The sequence below is a fragment of the uncultured Castellaniella sp. genome, from assembly GCF_937988725.1.
Lineage (GTDB): Bacteria > Pseudomonadota > Gammaproteobacteria > Burkholderiales > Burkholderiaceae_B > Castellaniella.
Genome location: NZ_CALKHS010000010.1, coordinates 845,953 through 864,147 on the forward strand (window position 1 = coordinate 845,953; position 18,195 = coordinate 864,147).

20 protein-coding genes are annotated in these 18,195 nt (G+C 67.4%); 15 read left to right on the top strand and 5 right to left on the bottom strand.

The genetic code is table 11. The annotated features are described in order from the left end of the window. Window positions 1–56: 56 nt before the first annotated feature. The 4 genes from Q0263_RS14450 to Q0263_RS14465 form a co-directional block, all read right to left on the bottom strand. On the bottom strand, window positions 57–302 hold the full coding sequence (locus tag Q0263_RS14450; protein WP_298017582.1) for a sulfurtransferase TusA family protein: 246 nt from the start codon (window positions 300–302) through the stop codon (window positions 57–59). After that, window positions 299–2,926: an alanine--tRNA ligase gene (gene alaS / locus Q0263_RS14455; protein ID WP_298017585.1), complete on the bottom strand. Its 2,628-nt coding sequence runs from the start codon at window positions 2,924–2,926 to the stop codon at window positions 299–301. Before alaS ends, Q0263_RS14450 begins: the two co-directional genes overlap by 4 nt. A gap of 151 nt (window positions 2,927–3,077) precedes the next feature. Beyond that, on the bottom strand, window positions 3,078–3,506 hold the full coding sequence (locus Q0263_RS14460; RefSeq protein ID WP_298017588.1) for a hemerythrin domain-containing protein: 429 nt from the start codon (window positions 3,504–3,506) through the stop codon (window positions 3,078–3,080). A gap of 119 nt (window positions 3,507–3,625) precedes the next feature. Continuing rightward, entirely contained in the window at window positions 3,626–4,378 is a 753-nt protein-coding gene (locus Q0263_RS14465; RefSeq protein WP_298017590.1) for an RNA polymerase sigma factor FliA, read from the bottom strand. Between the two features lie 171 nt (window positions 4,379–4,549). Here Q0263_RS14465 and Q0263_RS14470 point away from each other — a divergent pair, with 171 nt between their 5' ends. The 6 genes from Q0263_RS14470 to Q0263_RS14495 all read left to right on the top strand — a co-directional run bounded on the left by Q0263_RS14470 (window position 4,550) and on the right by Q0263_RS14495 (window position 8,821). Next, window positions 4,550–4,957 carry a flagellar protein FlaG gene (locus Q0263_RS14470; RefSeq protein ID WP_298017593.1) on the top strand — a complete coding sequence of 136 codons (408 nt, stop codon included), beginning with the start codon at window positions 4,550–4,552 and terminating at the stop codon, window positions 4,955–4,957. A gap of 103 nt (window positions 4,958–5,060) precedes the next feature. After that, window positions 5,061–6,437, top strand: a complete 1,377-nt coding sequence (gene fliD, locus Q0263_RS14475) for a flagellar filament capping protein FliD (RefSeq protein ID WP_298017595.1) — start codon at window positions 5,061–5,063, stop codon at window positions 6,435–6,437. A gap of 8 nt (window positions 6,438–6,445) precedes the next feature. Next, window positions 6,446–6,874: a flagellar export chaperone FliS gene (fliS, locus tag Q0263_RS14480; protein ID WP_298017597.1), complete on the top strand. Its 429-nt coding sequence runs from the start codon at window positions 6,446–6,448 to the stop codon at window positions 6,872–6,874. 17 nt (window positions 6,875–6,891) lie between these two features. Further along, complete coding sequence (locus tag Q0263_RS14485) at window positions 6,892–7,227, top strand: flagellar protein FliT (RefSeq protein ID WP_298017600.1); 336 nt, start codon at window positions 6,892–6,894, stop codon at window positions 7,225–7,227. Window positions 7,228–7,230: 3 nt separating this feature from the next. Continuing rightward, a complete protein-coding gene (locus Q0263_RS14490) occupies window positions 7,231–8,541 on the top strand; it encodes a flagellar hook-length control protein FliK (RefSeq protein WP_298017602.1) in 1,311 nt (436 codons plus the stop codon). Continuing rightward, on the top strand, window positions 8,522–8,821 hold the full coding sequence (locus Q0263_RS14495) for an EscU/YscU/HrcU family type III secretion system export apparatus switch protein (protein ID WP_298017604.1): 300 nt from the start codon (window positions 8,522–8,524) through the stop codon (window positions 8,819–8,821). Before Q0263_RS14490 ends, Q0263_RS14495 begins: the two co-directional genes overlap by 20 nt. Window positions 8,822–8,846: 25 nt before the next feature. Here the strand turns inward: Q0263_RS14495 and fliE are convergent, their stop codons facing one another. Beyond that, on the bottom strand, window positions 8,847–9,185 hold the full coding sequence (gene fliE, locus Q0263_RS14500; RefSeq protein ID WP_298017606.1) for a flagellar hook-basal body complex protein FliE: 339 nt from the start codon (window positions 9,183–9,185) through the stop codon (window positions 8,847–8,849). Window positions 9,186–9,517: 332 nt separating this feature from the next. Here fliE and fliF point away from each other — a divergent pair, with 332 nt between their 5' ends. The 9 genes from fliF to fliN all read left to right on the top strand — a co-directional run bounded on the left by fliF (window position 9,518) and on the right by fliN (window position 18,191). Beyond that, window positions 9,518–11,188 (top strand): flagellar basal-body MS-ring/collar protein FliF, encoded by a 1,671-nt coding sequence (gene fliF, locus Q0263_RS14505; protein ID WP_298017609.1) that lies wholly within the window; start codon window positions 9,518–9,520, stop codon window positions 11,186–11,188. Next, window positions 11,175–12,176 (top strand): flagellar motor switch protein FliG, encoded by a 1,002-nt coding sequence (fliG, locus tag Q0263_RS14510; protein ID WP_298017611.1) that lies wholly within the window; start codon window positions 11,175–11,177, stop codon window positions 12,174–12,176. The genes fliF and fliG overlap by 14 nt, the downstream gene beginning before the upstream one ends. After that, window positions 12,169–12,957, top strand: coding sequence for a flagellar assembly protein FliH (locus Q0263_RS14515; protein WP_298017613.1), 789 nt, complete (start codon window positions 12,169–12,171; stop codon window positions 12,955–12,957). Before fliG ends, Q0263_RS14515 begins: the two co-directional genes overlap by 8 nt. A gap of 40 nt (window positions 12,958–12,997) precedes the next feature. After that, window positions 12,998–14,410, top strand: a complete 1,413-nt coding sequence (fliI, locus tag Q0263_RS14520; protein WP_298019134.1) for a flagellar protein export ATPase FliI — start codon at window positions 12,998–13,000, stop codon at window positions 14,408–14,410. Next, window positions 14,400–14,849, top strand: coding sequence for a flagellar export protein FliJ (fliJ, locus tag Q0263_RS14525; protein ID WP_298017615.1), 450 nt, complete (start codon window positions 14,400–14,402; stop codon window positions 14,847–14,849). The genes fliI and fliJ overlap by 11 nt, the downstream gene beginning before the upstream one ends. A 19-nt stretch (window positions 14,850–14,868) precedes the next feature. Beyond that, complete coding sequence (locus tag Q0263_RS14530; protein ID WP_298017619.1) at window positions 14,869–16,083, top strand: flagellar hook-length control protein FliK; 1,215 nt, start codon at window positions 14,869–14,871, stop codon at window positions 16,081–16,083. A gap of 76 nt (window positions 16,084–16,159) precedes the next feature. Further along, window positions 16,160–16,624, top strand: coding sequence for a flagellar basal body-associated FliL family protein (locus Q0263_RS14535; protein ID WP_298017621.1), 465 nt, complete (start codon window positions 16,160–16,162; stop codon window positions 16,622–16,624). After that, the gene (gene fliM, locus Q0263_RS14540) at window positions 16,624–17,640 is read left to right on the top strand and encodes a flagellar motor switch protein FliM (protein WP_298017624.1); all 1,017 of its coding nucleotides are present in this window, start codon (window positions 16,624–16,626) and stop codon (window positions 17,638–17,640) included. Before Q0263_RS14535 ends, fliM begins: the two co-directional genes overlap by 1 nt. Continuing rightward, entirely contained in the window at window positions 17,637–18,191 is a 555-nt protein-coding gene (gene fliN / locus Q0263_RS14545; protein ID WP_298017626.1) for a flagellar motor switch protein FliN, read from the top strand. Before fliM ends, fliN begins: the two co-directional genes overlap by 4 nt. Window positions 18,192–18,195 lie beyond the last annotated feature (4 nt).

Sequence of the window (18,195 nt, forward strand, 5' to 3'; positions counted from 1 at the left end):
AATGGATACTCAGGATAAGCTGGATGCCGGACCAAGAAAAACAACAATGCCGGCCGCTAGCGCCGCCGGACGTAATGCACCATGACGGCATCGTCCCGGGTCTGCTGGGCCAGCAGGGCATTGCCCGTCTGCTGGCAGAAGGCCTGGAAATCGCGGCCGGCGTGCGGGTCGGTCGTCAGCACGGACAGCACCTGGCCGCTGGCCAGCTGCGCCAGCGCCTTTTTGGTGCGCAGGATCGGCAGGGGGCAATTCAGGCCCCGCGCATCGATCTCCTGATCGGCCGCCGGCAGTTCATCCGTCACGATGCCGCCCCCAGGCGGGCCGCCAGCCAGCCGGCGACCCCGGCCACGGCGCCGTCCAGCGCGGCCACATCGGAACCGCCGCCCATGGCCATGTCGGGGCGCCCGCCGCCCTTGCCGCCCACCTGGGCCGCCACGGCGCCGACCAGATCCCCCGCCTTGACGCGGGCGGTCAGTTCGGGGCTGACCCCGGCCACCAGGCTGATCTTGTCATCGGTCACGGCCGCCAGCAGGACGACCGCATTGGACAGCTTCGATTTCAGCTGATCGACCATGCCGCGCAAAGCCTTGGGGTCGACGCCGCTCAGGCGCGTGGCCAGCAGCTTGACGCCGGCCACGTCCACGGCCTGCCCGGCCAGGTCCGACCCCGCCGCGGCGGCCAGCTTGTCCTGCAGGCGTTCCAGCTCGCGCTCGATCTGGCGGGTCTGGTGCTGCAGGGCCTGGATGCGCTCCGGCACGCCGGCGGGCTGGGTCTTGAGCAGGCCGGCGGCCTGATCCAGCACGTCCCGGGTCTGCTGCACCCAGACCAGGGCGTTGCGGCCGGTGATGGCCTCCACCCGGCGGATGCCGGCCGCCACGCCGCCTTCGGCGACGATCTTGAACAGGCCGATGTCGCCCGTGCGGGCCACGTGCGTGCCGCCGCACAGTTCGCGGGAAAAGCCGATGTCCAGCACGCGCACCACGTCGCCGTATTTTTCGCCGAACAGCGCCATCGCGCCGCCGGCCACGGCTTCGTCGTAGCTGAGATGCTGGGTGCGCACCGCCTGATTGGCCAGGACTTCGTCATTGACGATGGCTTCCACCCGCGCGATCTGTTCCTGCGTCATGGGCGCGTCGTGCGCGAAGTCGAAACGGGTCTTGTCGGGGTCCACCAGCGAACCGCGCTGCTGCACGTGTTCGCCCAGCACCTGGCGCAGGGCCTTGTGCATCAGGTGGGTGGCCGAGTGGTTGCGCATGGTGTCGGCGCGCCGCTGGCCGTCCACCTGGGCCTGGACCGCATCGCCCACCGACAGCGCGCCTTCGACCAGGCTGCCGTGATGGCCGAAGACCGCGCTCTGGATCTTCTGCGTATCGGCGACCTGGAAGCGAGCCCCGGCGTTATGGATCAGGCCGGTGTCGCCCACCTGGCCGCCGGATTCGGCGTAGAAGGGCGTGGCGTCCAGCACGATCACGGCATCCTGCCCCTGGGCGATGGACGGGACCGAGACGCCGTCCACGTACAGGGCCGTCACCGTGCCCTGGCCTTCCAGGCGCTCGTAGCCGTCGAAGCGGGTATCCACGCCATCGTAGCTGAGGCCCGCCGCCGCCTTGAACTTGCCGGCGGCCCGGGCCTGTTCGCGCTGGTGCGCCATGGCGGCCTCGAAGCCGTCCAGGTCCACCTGGATCTTGCGTTCGCGGCAGATGTCGGCGGTCAGGTCGACCGGGAAGCCATAGGTGTCGTACAGGGTGAACAGGGTCTGCCCGTCCAGCGGCTGCCCCGCCGCCAGGTCGGCCAGGGCGGATTCCAGGATCCGCATGCCGTTTTCGAGCGTTTCGCCGAAGCGTTCCTCTTCCTGACGCAGCACCTGTTCGACCCGCGCCTGCTGGGCGGCCAGTTCAGGATAGGCGGCGCCCATCTGGGCGACCAGGTCGGCCACCAGGCGATGGAAGAACACGCCCTTCTGCCCCAGTTTGTGCCCATGCCGCAGGGCGCGCCGGATGATGCGGCGCAGCACGTAGCCGCGTCCCTCGTTGCCGGGGATGACGCCATCGACCACCAGGAAGCTGCAGGCGCGGATATGGTCGGCGATGACTTTCAGGGAATTGTCGGCCAGGTCCGTGGCGCCGGTTTCCCGGGCCGCCGCGCGGATCAGGTTCTGGAACAGGTCGATCTCATAGTTGGAATGCACGTGCTGCAGCACGGCGGCGATGCGCTCCAGCCCCATGCCGGTGTCGACGCAGGGCTTGGGCAGGGGATTCATGTTGCCCTGGGCGTCGCGTTCGAACTGCATGAACACCAGGTTCCAGATCTCGATGTAGCGATCGCCGTCTTCCTCGGGCGAGCCCGGAGGGCCGCCCCAGATCTCGGGGCCGTGGTCATAGAAGATTTCGGAACAGGGGCCGCAGGGGCCGGTGTCGGCCATCTGCCAGAAATTGTCGGACGCATAGCGCGCGCCCTTGTTGTCGCCGATGCGGATGATGCGTTCGGCGGGCACCCCCACCTGCTGCGCCCAGATGTCGTAGGCCTCGTCGTCTTCCTGGTAGACCGTGACCCAGAGCTTTTCCTTGGGCAGGCCATAGACTTCCGTCAGCAGCGTCCAGGCGTAATTGATGGCGTCGCGCTTGAAATAATCGCCGAAGCTGAAATTGCCCAGCATCTCGAAGAAGGTGTGGTGGCGCGCGGTGTAGCCGACGTTTTCCAGGTCGTTGTGCTTGCCCCCGGCGCGCACGCAGCGCTGCGCGGTCGTGGCCCGGTGATAGGGCCGGGTGTCCTTGCCGGTGAACACGTCCTTGAACTGGACCATGCCGGCGTTGGTGAACAGCAGCGTCGGGTCGTTGCCCGGCACCAGCGGCGAGGACGGAACGATCTGATGCCCTTTGGATTCAAAAAAGGACAGGAATTTCTGACGGATTTCGGAGGTTTTCATTCGTGTGGCCGCAAGGGGAAACCAGGCAAGGATTATAGATGGCTTTCAGGCGCGCGCCGGGCGCCCCGGCCGAAACGCATCAGGCCCCGTCCAGCGGAACGGGGCCTGGGGGGCGGAGCCGGGGCGCGATCACCGGCGGACCGCGAAACCTTTATGCATGCACCGCTTCTTCCATGGCCTCGATGGCGGGGTAGAACTCGTGATTTTCGCGCACCATGCGGGTATGGACGTTCTTCAGCACGACGTTGGCTTCGTCGCGGAAGCCATCCGGGTTTCTTGACAGCAACGTGGCGTTGCTCCAGCGGCGGGCGAAATTGATGAACGAACTGGCGATGCCCTGCATGTCGTTCTGGTAGGCGCGGCTCATGCCGGCCATGCGCTGATCCCCGCTGCGCTCCAATGAAGGATACAGGATGCGGTCCTCGACGGCCAGATGCTGGGTCACGATCTGCGACAGGGCCTTCAGTTCGTGCGCGATGTCGATGGCATGGTCGGCCACCCCCTGATGCGCCAGCTTGCGCAGCGCGGCGATGCCGCTCAGGATTTCGACGTGATGATGCTTGAAACGATCGATGTTCATGACGAGATTCCCTCTTCATAGGCTGGCGGCTGTCTCAGTCGCATAAGATATATTTTATATAAATCTTTTTGGACGCACAAGCGCGCCCCGCGCCGCTCAGGCGCGCCGCGTCCCGGCGGCTACAACAGATTCTCGAAATCGGCCTCGCCCGCGTCGAGTTCCCAGGAATGGCTGGACAGCCAGGCCCGGATCCGCGCGACGGCCTGGGACCGCAACTGGGACACCCGCCCTTCCGTCACCTGCAGCACGGCCGCGATTTCCTTCTGGTTCAGGTCCTGCTCGAATTGCAGGGACAGCAGCAGTTGCTCGCGTTCCGGCAGATTGCGGATGGCATCCACCAGCGCATTGCGCAGGCCGTCGCGCAGCAGCCAGTCCAGGGGATTGGCGCTGCCCGACCCGGCGACGGAATCCAGCACGGCGTCGCCGCTCGCGTCTTCCCGGTGCTGCACCAGGTCTTCGACCATCAGCACCTGCACGCCGCGCGCTTCTTCCAGCAACGTCTGGTAATCCGACAGCTCCAGACCCATTTCGTCCGCGATTTCCGTTTCGCTGGGCGGGCGCAGCAGGCGGTGGTGCAGGGCCTGCACGGCCTCTTCGATGGACCGGGCCTTGCTGCGCACGCTGCGCGGCAGCCAGTCCTGGCTGCGCAGTTCGTCCAGCATGGCGCCGCGGATCCGGGTGATGGCATAGGTCTCGAACTGGGCGTCGGCCTGCTGCTGATACCGGCGCACGGCATCGAGCAGCCCCATCATGCCGGCCTGCATCAGGTCATCGAGTTCGACGCTGGCGGGCAGGCGCCCGACCAGCGACAAGGCCTGGCGGCGCACCAGCGGCGCGTATTGGGCGATCAGCTGATCCTCGGACAGGGGCATCGGTCGATCCGGACTCCGCAACATAAAATGCAAGTATGCACCAAGTTCATCCCCTAAACTTTTCCCCGGGTCTGCCGTTATGTCCGTGTGAGAAATCAAGTCTGGCGACGCCTGGCCATGCCCGGTCGTTGTTTTTCGGAACACGTGGATGACTTCCGCAAAGGAATGCACATGATTCACCCCATCGGCAACCAACTGACGCCTGCCAGCCTGGGTCTGACCCCCGTGGCTTCCGAACGACTCGCCGGCAAGCCCGAACCCGCCATCCAGGCCACCCCCGGCGAAGACGCCCAGTCGGGCGCCTCCCGGCAGGCGGGCCAGCAGGACTCGGCGCTGAAACCCTATCCCGAACCGCCGAAATCCTCTCTGGAAAAGGCCCTGGAATCCGTCAACGAAAGCCTGAAGGCCTGGGCCACCGGCGTCCGTTTCGAGATGGACAAGGACGCCCAGCAACTGGTGATCTCCATCGTCGACAACACCAGCGGCGAGGTCATCAAGACCATCCCGTCCGAAGCCATGCTGCGCATCGCGAAAATGATCGTGCAGTTGCAAGGCGCCGGCGTGGACACCAAGGCCTGACCGCATTCTGGCACCAAACACTGAACTGCAACTGAATCCGCCCTCTCCCGCTGGTTTTGTCCACCACGATTCCAGCGCATAATGCTTCAAAGGAGTACCCACCATGGCAACCGTCTCTTCTCTCGGCCTCTCGGGCCTGCCGCTGACCACTCTGCTCGACAGCCTGCAGAAAAACGAAAATCAGATCCTCGCCGTCATCCAGGACCGCCAGACCGCCGCCGAAGCCAAGGTCACCGCCTATGGCAAGCTGAAAGACGCCGTGGCCGCCTTCCAGAAGGCCGCCGACACCGTGGGCAAGACCGACTCCTTCGGCGCCATCGCCGCCAAGACCGGCTCGGACGCCATCTCCGTCACCACGACCAACCAGGCCATCGCCGGCCAGTACTCGGTTGACGTCACCCAGCTGGCCACCTCGCAGACCCTGGTCTACGCCGGACAGGCCGACCGCGCCGCCAGCATCGGCAGCGGCGGCACCCTGTCGGTCACCCTGGCCAATGGCGACACCAAGACGCTGGACCTGGGCGCGGACACCTCGCTCAACGGCCTGGCCAAGGCCATCAACGCCGATGCGGACATCGGCGTCAACGCCACCGTCGTCAACGACGGCAGCGGCACCCCCTACCGCCTGCTGCTGACCAGCCGCGAAACCGGGGCGGAAAACGCCATGACCTCGATCTCCGTCGCGGGCAACACCGACCTGGACAACTTCCTGAAATACGCCGGGGCCGACGCCGCCAACGTCGAACAGGGCCAGGCCGCCCAGGACGCGCAGCTGTCCATCAACGGCATCGACATCACCAGCGCCAGCAATACGATCGACAACGTCATCGACGGCGTCACCCTGACGCTGAACCAGGCCACCAACGGCACGCCCACCAGCCTGAACCTGACGAAAGACGATTCCGTCGCCAAGACCGCCATCCAGGACTTCGTCAAGGCCTACAACACCCTGCTGGGCACCGTCAAATCCCTGACGGCCTACAATGTCGACAGCCAGACATCGTCCGCCCTGACCGGCGACTCCGTCGCCCGTTCGGTGCAGACTCGCATGCGCGACGCCGTTTCCGGCGGCTTCGACGCGACGCAGGGCACCAATCTGTCCCAGATCGGCATCACCACCGACCCCAAGACCGGCGAACTGAACATCGACGAAGCCAAGCTGGACAAGGCCCTGGCGGACAACGCCGAAGGCGTGAAATCGCTGTTCACCAGCGACACGGGCATCGGCAAGCGCGTCAGCGACACGGCGGACTCCTTCATCAAATCGGACGGGACCCTCACCACGGCGCAGGACGGCATGAGCCAGACCGTGGCCGACATCAAGAAGCAGTTTGAAGAAACGTCCGACCGCATCGCTCAGCGCATGGATACCTACCGCGCCCAGTTCACCCAACTGGACGCCATGGTCAGCCAGATGAATTCGCTCAGCAGTTATCTCTCGCAGCAGCTCAGCGCCCTGAACGGCGCCAAGAGCAAATAAGACACATCATGACGTACGCGCCTCGTTCACGCACGGCCCGGGCCACGGGCTCCTACGCCACCATCGGCCTTGAAACCGAGGTGCTCAGCGCTTCTCCCGAACGGCTGATCTCGCTGCTGTTCCGGGGGGCGCTGACCTCGCTGGCGCAGGCGCGGCATCATCTGCAGAACGGCAACATCGCCGAACGCGGCAAGGCCATCTCCAAAGCCATCGACATCGTCGATTCCGGCCTCAAGGCCGGAGTCGACACCGAACGGGGGGGCGAGATCGCCCGCCTGCTCATCGCATCCTACGAAATCATCATCCGCGATCTCATGCAGGCCAACCTGCACGGCGACGCCGTCAAGCTCGCCTCCGCCGAAAAGCAGCTCGGCGATCTGGCCGAGGCCTGGTACACCGCCGTCGATCCGCAATTCAAAACCTCGTCCAACGGCTAAGCTCGGGGGCCCGGCAATTGAGCACACCCAAAGAATCACTCCTGCAGCATTACCAGGCCATTGCCGACATCTCCGCGCGCATGCGGGCGATGGCGCAATCGCAGCAGTGGGACAGCCTGGTGACGCTGGGCGCCGAGTATCACCAGGCGGTCGAACGGCTGAAGCAGCTCGACCCCCTGGATGACGAGGAAAAGGCCGCCCGGCGGGAACTGCTGACCCGGATCCTGGACGACGACGCCCAGATCCGCCAACTGGTGGCGCCGGAACTCGATCGCCTCAGCCACCTGCTGGGCACGATCAAGCGCCAGCGCACCGTCCTCCAGGCGTACTACAGCACCGTACGCCCGCAATAAGCCATGAGCATCGGGGCTCCATCCAACCTCGGCACCCTGCTCATCCAGCGCCTGGACGCGGCGCTGGGCACGACGCTGGGGCAACAAGCCAACATCGCATCGGGAGCCGGCCCCCAGGCCGTCCCCCAGCCGGGCAATCCCGAAAACCCCAGCGCCCTGCAGAATCCCGCCCGGCGCGACACCCGTGAAGCCGTCGACCAGGCCGGCGCCGAAGGGCAGCGCCGCGCCGCCGTGGGCAAGGCCAGCCGGGAAATGCAGCTGGACAACCTGCTGGGGCGCTCGACCACCTTCCAGGGCGCCACGCAATCCGCCCCCACCACGCTGGGGTACGCGGCGCGCATCATCCTGGCCCTGCTGAACCAGTTCCCGCAGGCCAATCAGACCATCCAGGGCCGCGCGCCCCTGCTCACGCCCTCCGGCCAGCCGGCGGGCAATGCCGCCCAGGCCGGCGCCGCGCCGGGCCCCGGAACCCCGGCCCTCCCTGCCGGCGCTCCGAACCAGGCCGCCAGCGCCACCCAGATCTGGGCCCAGGTGGCGACCACTCTGAATCAGCCCGGGGCCCTGGCGGCGCGCTTCGCCCAGGCCTTGTCCCAGTCCGTCCAGGGCAGCGGCCTGTTCTACGAATCCCACGTGGCCCAACTGGCGGCCGGCAAGACGTCCGCCCAGGCCCTGCGCCAGGAGCCCCAGGGCCAGATGGCGGGGCGCGCGCTTCCCGCCGCCCAGGCCGGCGGGCCGCCCGCCTCCCTGTCCTCGATCATCCAGCAGACCCACGCCGCCGCCGTCCAGGACCCGGGCGCGCAGAACAGCGGCGCTCCGGCGGCCCAGGCCGGCGCCAGCCATGCTGCCGCCGCATCCCAGAATCCCGCGCCGAACATGCCCATCCCGGGCATCGACCCGCAGGCCCAGTTCCTGGTGCGCCAGCAGCTGGAAGTGCTGGCCAACCAGGGTTTCATCTGGCAGGGCGAAGCCTGGCCGGGCGCCGACATGCAATGGGAAGTCCGCCGCCGCCAGCCCGACGACGGCCAGACGCCCGCCGTCGCCGAGGAACACTGGGCCACCCGCCTGAACCTGCAATTGCCCACGCTGGGCCAGGTCGAGGCCCGGCTCAGTCTGTCGGGCGACCAGCTGGTGATGCGTCTGACGGCGCCGCAGTCGGCCGACCGATTGAGTCAATCCATCGAGCCGCTGCGTTCGCGCCTGCTGGCCCAGGGCCTGCAGGCCAGCCAGCTGTCCGTGCGGGACCGCGACCCGGAAGGCCCGGACGCGCCCATCACCGATTCGGATCCCGAAGAACATGAAGTCGCGGCCGGCTGACTCCTACCGCCCCAGCGCGGTGGCCATCACTTACGATCAGGACGATCAGGCGCCGCGCGTCGTCGCCAAGGGCTACGGCAACCTGGCGGAAACCATCATCCGGACAGCGCGCGAGCACGGCCTGTACATCCATGAGTCTCCGGAACTGGTGGGGCTCCTGATGCAGGTGGACCTGGACGCCCATATTCCGCCCAAGCTGTACGTCGCCATCGCCGAACTGCTGGCCTGGCTGTACGCCCTGGACACCGGGGGCGAAGGCGTCGTGAAGAAACCGTCCTAGCGCCGCGACACGGCGGCGCCGGTCGTCAGACCGCCATATTGGCGATTTCCTTGTAGGCCTCGACCAGGCGATTGCGCACCTGCACCGTGGCCTGGAACGAGAGTCCGGCCTTCTGCAGGTCGATCATGACGTTGCTGAGCGACACATTGGGGTCGCCCATCTCGAAGGCCCGCGCCTGGGCATTGGCGGCGTTCTGGGCGTGGGACACCCGGTCCAGGGTCCGCGCCAGTTCGGACGCGAAACCGCCCCCCTGATCCGCCTGAGCCACGGCCGGCTGAGCCGTCAGACCCTGGGATGCGCGCGTGACCGCCCGCATCTGGGAAAGCAGGTTTTCAACGCTGGCCAGGGCCTGGGAATTGATCATGTCGGAGTCATCGAAAAAGGTTGCTGACGGATGCCGGCCCATGACGGCATGGACCCGCGTTGTACTATACGCGCGGCATCCTGATCGCTAGGCCGCCAATAGCGGGAACAAGTCCCGGCAATTTGAGCGATTCGCGATATCAACTTAACTAAGCCCCAAAAGCGGGGCTTTTCAGGGCTTGCCCGAACCGCAATCCCCGCCATAATGGCGGCCATCCACCTTCCATACTGCCGCATCAGCATGCACATCATCCAGACCCACGGTTTCTGGCCCGGGCGCAGCCTGGCGGCCCCCTCTGTATCTCCCGCTCGATGAACCCGATTGCCGACTGGATGAACAAAAATCCCGCCCTGGCGCGGCTGACCGCATTGCCGCGCCCCGTGCTGCTCGGCCTGGTCGCCGCCGTCGTCGCCCTACTGGTCGTCGCCTCCATGTGGATGCGCGAACCCGATTACAAGACCTTGTTTTCCAACGTCGAATCCCGCGACGGCGGGGCCATCGTGTCGGTCCTGAACCAACGCAACATCCCCTACAAATTCGCCGACAACGGCGCCACCATCCTGGTGCCCGCCGACCAGGTCTATGCGCTGCGGCTGCAGCTGGCCGAACAGGGCCTGCCGCGCGGCGGCAGCGTGGGCTTCGAACTGCTGGACAAACCCCAGTTCGGCGCCAGCCAGTTCACCGAGCAGGTCACCTACCAGCGCGCCCTGGAAGGCGAACTCGCGCGCTCCATCGAAGCCCTGCAGCCAGTGAAATCGGCGCGGGTGCATCTCGCCATTCCCCGCCAGTCGCTGTTCGTGCGCGACCGCGAAGCCCCCACCGCCTCGGTGCTGATCACCCTGTACCCCGCCCGCAGCCTCAGCGAGGCCCAGGTCTCGGCCATCACCTGGCTGGTCTCGTCCAGCGTGCCGAAGCTCAATGCCGAGAACGTGTCCATCGTCGACCAGGACGGCCACCTGCTGTCCAAGCCGGGCGGCGAAGCCGGCATGGACAGCACCCGGCGCAACTTCGTCACCGACATCGAGCAGCGCACCTCCCAGCGCATCCTGACGCTGCTGACCCCCATCGTCGGCCAGGGCAACGTCCGCGCCCAGGTCAGCGCCGACGTCGATTTTTCCCAGCGCGAACAGACCTCCGAAGTCTACCGGCCCAACGAAACCCCGGGCACGGCGGCGGTGCGCAGCAAGCAGACCAGCGACTCCGTGCAGAACGGCGTGTCCTCGCCCGAAGGCGTGCCCGGCGCCCTGACCAACCAGCCCCCGGCCAATGCCGCCGCCCCCATCCAGACCACGCCGGCCACCCCGCCGGCCCAGGCTGGCGCCAACGGCCAGAACCCGGCCCAGCAGGGCGCCCAGGGCCAGACCCAGCAGCAAAGCACGGTCAACGGCGTGCCCGTGCCCACGCCCGCCAGTCGGGGCTCCGCGCGCAACGACGCGACCGTCAACTACGAAGTCGATCGCACGATCAGCCACGTCAAGAGCGAACTGGGCACGGTCCAGCGCTTGTCGGTGGCCGTCGTCGTGAACTATCGTGACAAGGACGGCAAACCCGCGCCGCTGGATCAATCCGAGATGGACAACATCAACGCCCTGGTCAAGCAGGCCATGGGCTATTCGGCCGATCGGGGCGACACCCTCAGCGTGGTGAACAGCGAATTCACCAACCAGGAACCCGCCTTCAAGCCCTGGGAAAACCCCGCATACCAGAACCTGGCGCTGCAGATCGGCAAGGTCCTGTTGATCCTGGTGGTGCTGTTCTTCCTGTGGCGCTCGGTCGTGCGCCCCATCGTGCAAGGCTTTGCCAACGCCCAGGTCGAACGCGTCAAGAACGAAGCCCACCTGGAAACCATGCGCGAGCAGCGCCGCCAGGACGAACTGAGGGCGTCCGAAATGAACCGCTACGAGGAAAACCTGGACACCGCCCGCGAACTGGCCAAGCGCGACCCGCGCGCCGTCGCCATGGTGTTGCGATCCTGGATGGACCCCAAGAATGCCAAATCCTGAACCCGATCTGAACCGCTGCGCCATCCTCATGATGTCCCTGGGCGAGGATGCCGCCGCCGAAGTCTTCAAATACCTGTCCTCGCGCGAGGTCCAGCAGATCGGCTCGGCCATGGCCAATCTGAAGCAGGTCACGCGCGCCGACGTCGACCAGGTCCTGGAGGACTTCCGCCGTGAAGCGGACCAGTTCATGGCCGTCACCCTCGGATCCGACGACTACATCCGCTCGGTCCTGACCAAGGCCCTGGGCACCGATCGCGCCGCCGGCCTGATCGAGGACATCCTGGAAGCCGGCGAAGGCACGGGATCGGGCATCGACGCCCTGAACTGGCTGGAACCGTCCAACGTCGCCGAACTCATCGCCGACGAGCACCCGCAGATCATCGCGACGATCCTGGTGCACCTGGAACGCGACCGGGCCTCGGCGGTGCTGGCCCTGCTCAACGAGCGATCGCGCAACGACGTGATGATGCGCATCGCCACCTTCGGCGGCGTGCAGCCGGCCGCCCTGCACGAACTGACCGACGTCCTGAACGAAGTCCTGTCCGGCCAGGGAGCCAAGCGCTCGAAGATGGGCGGCGTGCGCACCGCGGCCGAGATCCTGAACTTCATGAACACCACGGAAGAAGAAGCCGTGGTCAGCAGCCTGCGCGAGATCGACGCCGACCTGGCGCAGCGCATCGTGGACGAGATGTTCGTCTTCGACAACCTGGCCGACGTGGAAGATGCGGCCATCCAGCTGATCCTGAAGGAAATCGACACGGCTTCGCTGACCATCGCCCTGAAGGGCGCCAGCGAAGAGCTCTGCGCCAAGTTCTTCAAGAACATGTCCAACCGCGCCGCCGAGATTCTGCGCGACGACCTCGAAGCCCAGGGCCCGGTGCGCATGTCCCGCGTCGAAACGGAACAGAAGGCCATCCTCATGGTGGCCCGCAAGCTGGCCGACGCGGGCCAGATCAACCTGAGCATGGGCAACGATCAGTATGTCTGACAAGCCTTCCTCGGACCTCCAGACGCGCGCCCGCTGGCAGCGCTGGGAAATGGACTCCCTGGAATCCCTGCGGACACAGCACAAGCGCCGGGCCTCCGACAGCGAGCCGGCCCAGGCGGACGCGCTGCGCCGCCGCGCCCAGGCCCTGGCCCAGGCGCGCCAGGAAGGCCTGGAAAAAGGCTACCAGGAAGGCTACGACAAGGGCCGCGCCGAAGGCCACGCCCAGGGCCTGGAGATCGGCCGGGCCGAAGGCCATGCGGAAGGCCTGGCGGCGGGCCGCGCCGAAGGCCACGCCCAGGGCCTGGAATCCGGCCACACCGAAGGCGCCGCCCTGGTCCGGGAACAGGCTGCCCGGCTGGACGCCATGGCCCAGGCCTGCGCCGGCGCCCTGAACGAACTGGAAGCGGAAGTCGGCCAATCCCTGATCAGCCTGGCCACCCGCATCGCCGAACAGGTGCTGCGCGACCAGCTGCGGGAACACCCCGATCACATTCTCGCGGTCGTCCGCGACGTGCTGCAATCCCGGCCGGAGCCCGGCGCCCCGCTGAACCTGCGCCTGCACCCCGACGACCTGGGGCTGGTCAGCACGATGCTGCAGCAGACCCCCGACCATGCCAGCTACCGCCTGATCGCCGACGAGCGCATTACGCGGGGCGGCTGCATGGCGGAAACCGCCCTGGGCTCCGTGGACGCGACGCTGGAAACCCGCTGGCAGCGCATCGTGTCGGCCCTGGGCCAGAAAACGGGGGCCTCGGCGGCCCACCGCCATGACGGCCGCTGATTCCGCCCTGGACAGCGCCGGCGCACGCTGGCGCGCCCAGATGGAGACCTGCGAGCAGCGGATCGAAGCCCGCCAGCCCACGCGCCGCCAGGGCCGCGTCACTCGGGCCACCGGCCTGGTCCTGGAGGCCACCGGCCTGCAATTGCCGGTCGGCGCCGCCTGCCAGGTGCAGGTATCGCCGGGACGCGACCTGTGGGCCGACGCCGAAGTCGTCGGCTTCCACGCCGACACGCTGTACCTGATGCCGCAAAGCGACATCACGGGCCTGCCTCCCGGCGCGCGCGTGGTGCCCGCGGAAACCCTGCTGCTGGACCCCGTTCCCCTGCCCGTCGCGCCGCGCGTCGATTTCGCACCCCCCGTCGGCGCGGACCAGGCGCGCCACCTGCCCGTCGGCCAGGCCCTGCTGGGCCGGGTGCTGGACGGCGCCGGCCGGCCGCTGGATGGCAGGCCGCTGCCCACCGACCTGGACATGGCGCCCCTGGCGGCCACCCAGATCAACCCCCTGACCCGCGCCCCGGTCGATACCGTGCTGGACGTGGGCGTGCGCGCCATCAACGGTCTGCTGACCGTGGGCCGGGGCCAGCGCATGGGGCTCTTCGCGGGCTCGGGCGTCGGGAAAAGCGTGCTGCTGGGGATGATGGCCCGATACACCCGGGCCGACGTGATCGTGGTCGGCCTGATCGGCGAGCGCGGACGCGAGGTCAAGGAATTCATCGAACTGAACCTGGGCGCCGACGGCCTGGCCCGCTCGGTCGTGGTCGCGGCCCCGGCCGACGTCTCGCCCCTGCTGCGCCTGCAGGGCGCGGTCTACGCCACGCGGCTGGCCGAGTTCTTCCGCGACCAGGGCAAGCACGTGCTGCTGATCATGGACTCGCTCACGCGCTATGCCATGGCGCAGCGCGAAATCGCCCTGGCCATCGGCGAACCCCCCGCCACCAAGGGCTACCCGCCCTCCGTCTTCGCCAAGCTGCCCGCCCTGGTCGAACGGGCCGGCAACGGGGCGCCGCAAGGCGACCACCCCGCCGGCTCCATCACCGCGTTCTACACGGTGCTGACCGAGGGCGACGACCAGCAGGATCCAATCGCGGACTCCGCACGCGCCATCCTGGACGGCCACATCGTGCTATCGCGCACCCTGGCGGAATCCGGCCACTACCCGGCCATCGACATCGAGGCATCGATCTCCCGGGTCATGTCGGCCATCGTGCCGGCCAGCCAGTTCCGCTGCGTCCATCAGTTCAAGCGCATGGTGTCCCGCTACCAGCGCAACCGCGACCTGATCGCGGTGGGGGCCTATACTGCGGGAAACGACCCGGAAATCGACCAGGCCATCGAGCGCTATCCCTGGCTCGAAGGCTATCTGCAGCAGGGTATCGACGTGCAAGTGGACTACCCGGCCGCCGTCGCCGCCCTGGCCGGCGTCCTGGGACAGGAGATCTCCCATGAATCCTGAAACTCCGCTCGACGTCCTGATCAACCTGACTCAGGACAAGCTGGACGAGGCCGGACGCGCGCTGGCGGAACTCGGCACCCAGCGCCGGGAAGCCCAGGGGCAGCTCAACACCCTGGACGGCTACCGCAGCGATTACACCCAGCGCCTGCAGAACACCACCGAGGGCGGTGTAACGGCCTCGAATTACCACAACTTTAGGCACTTTATTGCCACATTGGACGAGGCCATTTCCCAGCAAAATAGAATCCTCGCCCAGATCGACACGCGAATCGCCGCGGGACGCCAGCAGTGGCATGACGAAAAGCGTCGCCTGAACTCGTATGAAACCCTGAAGGCCCGCCAGCTCAGCCAGCTCCAAGCTCGCGAACAACGTCGCGAACAGCGCGCCAGCGACGAAGCCGCTGCCGGTCTGTACCGACGTTTGCGACAGTCTCACTGAATCCGCCCAAGCCATGAACATGCCCGTTCTTCCTGCCGCCCACGCCAGCCAGCCGCCCGCCGACACTCCGGCGCGCGCGGCGGATGCGGGGGCGGCCCGGGACACTCCCGCATTTTCGAACGTGCTCTCCAGCCAGCGCGGCGCGGCGGCGGGCGACAAGGCTGCGGCCGCGCCCTCGACGGGCCGCGCCGATCCCGCGCGCGCCAACGCTGGCAAGAAGCAGGACCCGCTCGGCCCGGACGAAACCCTGGCCCTGATCCTGGACAGCACCGCCCTGCCGCTGATGCAGCCCGCGATCCAGACACCGGCCGCCCTGCGGCACCAGACCGGCGCGGCCCGGCACGGCGTCGATGCCGCGGCCGGCGCGGCGGCTTCCTCGAAGCGCGTGTCCGATGCCGCGCCCCTGCCTACGCGCGCCGACGCTCCGGCGGATCCCGCCGCCGACGCCGCTCCGGCATCCCGCTCCGCCCGCGCAAACCTCGGGCAGGCGATTTCCGCCGCCGGCGCGCAGACACGGCCCCAGGCCGCCGAATCCGAAGCTCCCTCGGCCCATCGCCCCGCTGGCAGCCGCGCAGGCGCCCTGCCGCCGGCCGCCGCCGACGGCAAAACCCCGGCGGCGACGCCTCTTGCCGCCGCCCTCGGCGCCGCTGTCCGACCGCAGGCCGCGCCCGTGTCCGCCGCGCAGGACATGTCGGCAGCCGCGCAGGCCGCTCCGCTGGGCGCCACCCTGCTGCCCGCAGCTTCCGGCCCCGCAGCCCAGGCGCCGGTCCAGCTGGCCGTGCCCACGCCGCTCGGCAGTCCCCAATGGCCCCAGGATTTCAGCCGCCAGGTGCTGAGCCTCACCCAATCGGGCGCGGCGGCCGGGCATACCGTCACGATGCACGTCAACCCGCCGGAACTGGGTCCGATCCACATCACCCTGCACCTGGGCGACGCGCTGGCCCAGGCCTCTTTCGTCTCGCCGCACGCCAATGTCCGGCAGGCGCTGGAAAACGCGCTGCCTCACCTGGAACAGCAACTGGCCCAGGCCGGACTGTCGCTGGGCCAGGCCAACGTCAGCGACCAGCAGCCCGGCCAGCAGCAGTTCGGCCAGGCGCCCCAGGGCTCGGCATCCCCGGACGGCTCGGCCTTCAGCCTGGATGGCGGCGCCACGGTGGCGAACAGCGCGGCGGCTTCCGCATCCACCCCCCGTCCGGTCAGCCGCCCGGACGCCCTGGTGGATACCTTTGTGTGAAATCCTTTTGTTACACCGGGCGACCCAGGCATTACAATGCAGCCTCCCGATCCCTGTGACACATTGAACCGGAACCATGCTCAGGCTACTTAAATTCATCCTTCTGCTCATCGTCATCATCGGCGCCTCCATCGGCGGCACGATGCTGTTCCTGAACAGAACCGGCATGTCCAGCCCCGCCCCCGCCGGGCAGGCCGCCGCCCCTGCGGCGCCGCCCGTCATTCCGGCCCCCATCTTCGCAGAGCTCGAACCTTTCACCGTCACGCTGTATGGTGAAACCCGCAACCGCATCCTGTACACCGCGATCACCCTGCGCCTGGCCGACGACGCCTCGCGCAAGCAGATCCAGGACTACATGCCCGAAGTCCGCGACCGCATCCTGAAGGTCCTGTCCGCTCAGGAACTCGCCAAGATCCAGACGCCCGACGGTCGCCAGGCGCTCAGCGGCGCCATCAAGGCCGAGCTTTCCCGCCCCTTCGCGGCGCAATTGCCCGGTCCCCAGTTGACCGACGTGCTGTTCACAGCCTTCGTGGTGCAGTAATGCCTTACCAGAGCATGCTTTCCCAGGATGAAGTCGATGCCCTGCTGGCAGGGGTCACCGGCGAAGAATCCTCGGCGCCCGCTTCCGACGACACGCCGCAGGACGGCGTGCGACCCTACGACCTGGGGTCTCCAGACCGGGTCGTGCGCCATCGCATGCAGACGCTGGAACTGATCAACGAACGGTTCGCGCGGCGCCTGCGGTCCATGTTCTTCGGCTTCATGCGCCGCAACGCGGACATCACGGTCAACGCCATCAAGATCCAGAAGTACTCGGACTTCGAGCGCAACCTGCCGGTCCCCAGCAACCTGAACATGGTCGCCATGAAGCCGCTGCGCGGCACGAGCCTGTTCACCTTCGACCCCAACCTGGTGTTTCTGGTCATCGACAGCCTGTTCGGCGGCCATGGCCGCTACAACACCCGGGTCGAGGGCCGCGACTTCACCAATACCGAACAGCGCATCATCCGCCGGCTGCTCAACCTGACGCTCGAATGCTACGGCCAGGCCTGGGACAACGTCTATCCGATCGAATTCGAATACATGCGATCGGAAATGCACACCAAGTTCGCCAACATCGGTTCCGGCAACGACGTGGTGGTGCTGTCCACCTTCAACATCGAACTCGGCGCCTCGGGCGGCAAGCTCAACGTCTGCCTGCCCTATTCCATGCTGGAGCCCATCCGCGACATCCTGACGCGTCCGCTGCAGGAATCGGCCGCCGACTCCATCGACCAGCGCTGGACCCAGCAGCTCTCGCGCGAGGTTCGCAGCGCCGAGGTCGAACTCAGCGTCGAATTCGCCCGCATCGAAACGTCCATCGCCGAACTGCTGCACCTGTCCGTCGGCGACGTGCTGCCGGTCGACGTCCAACCCAATGTCACGGCCCGCGTCGGAGGCGTTCCTGTGCTGGATTGCAGCTACGGGACCTTCAACGGCCGTTATGCCCTGCGCGTCCACAAGATCCTGGCCACGCCCGGGGATTCCGACCAACTGCTAGCCCGCACACAGAAATGAGCGACATCAAAGACGACGACACCCAGGATCCCAGCCGGACGGATCCCGCCCCGACCCCCAACCTGGAGGACGATTGGGCCGCAGCGCTGGCCGAACAGCAGCAGACGGCGCACGACCAGCCCACCCAGGCCGCCGGCCTGGGCGCCGAGGACGACTGGGCCGCCGCCCTGGCCGAGCAGACCGCCGCCGCGCCGACGGCCGCCGCCGCGCCGACGGCCGCCGCCGCGCAACCCGCGGCCGCGCAAGTCTTCCAGCCCCTGGTCGGACAGGCCGCCGATGCCGACAGCGACATCGACATGATCATGGACATCCCCGTCCAGCTGTCGGTCGAACTGGGCCGCACCCGCCTGACCATCAAGAACATCCTGCAACTGGGCCAGGGTTCGGTGGTCGAGCTCGACGGCCTGGCCGGAGAGCCCATGGACATCTACGTGAACGGCTACCTGATCGCCCAGGGCGAGGTCGTGGTCGTGGATGAAAAGTACGGCATCCGCGTCACGGACATCATCACCCCTTCAGACCGGATCGCCCGGCTGAACAACCGCCGCTGACCGC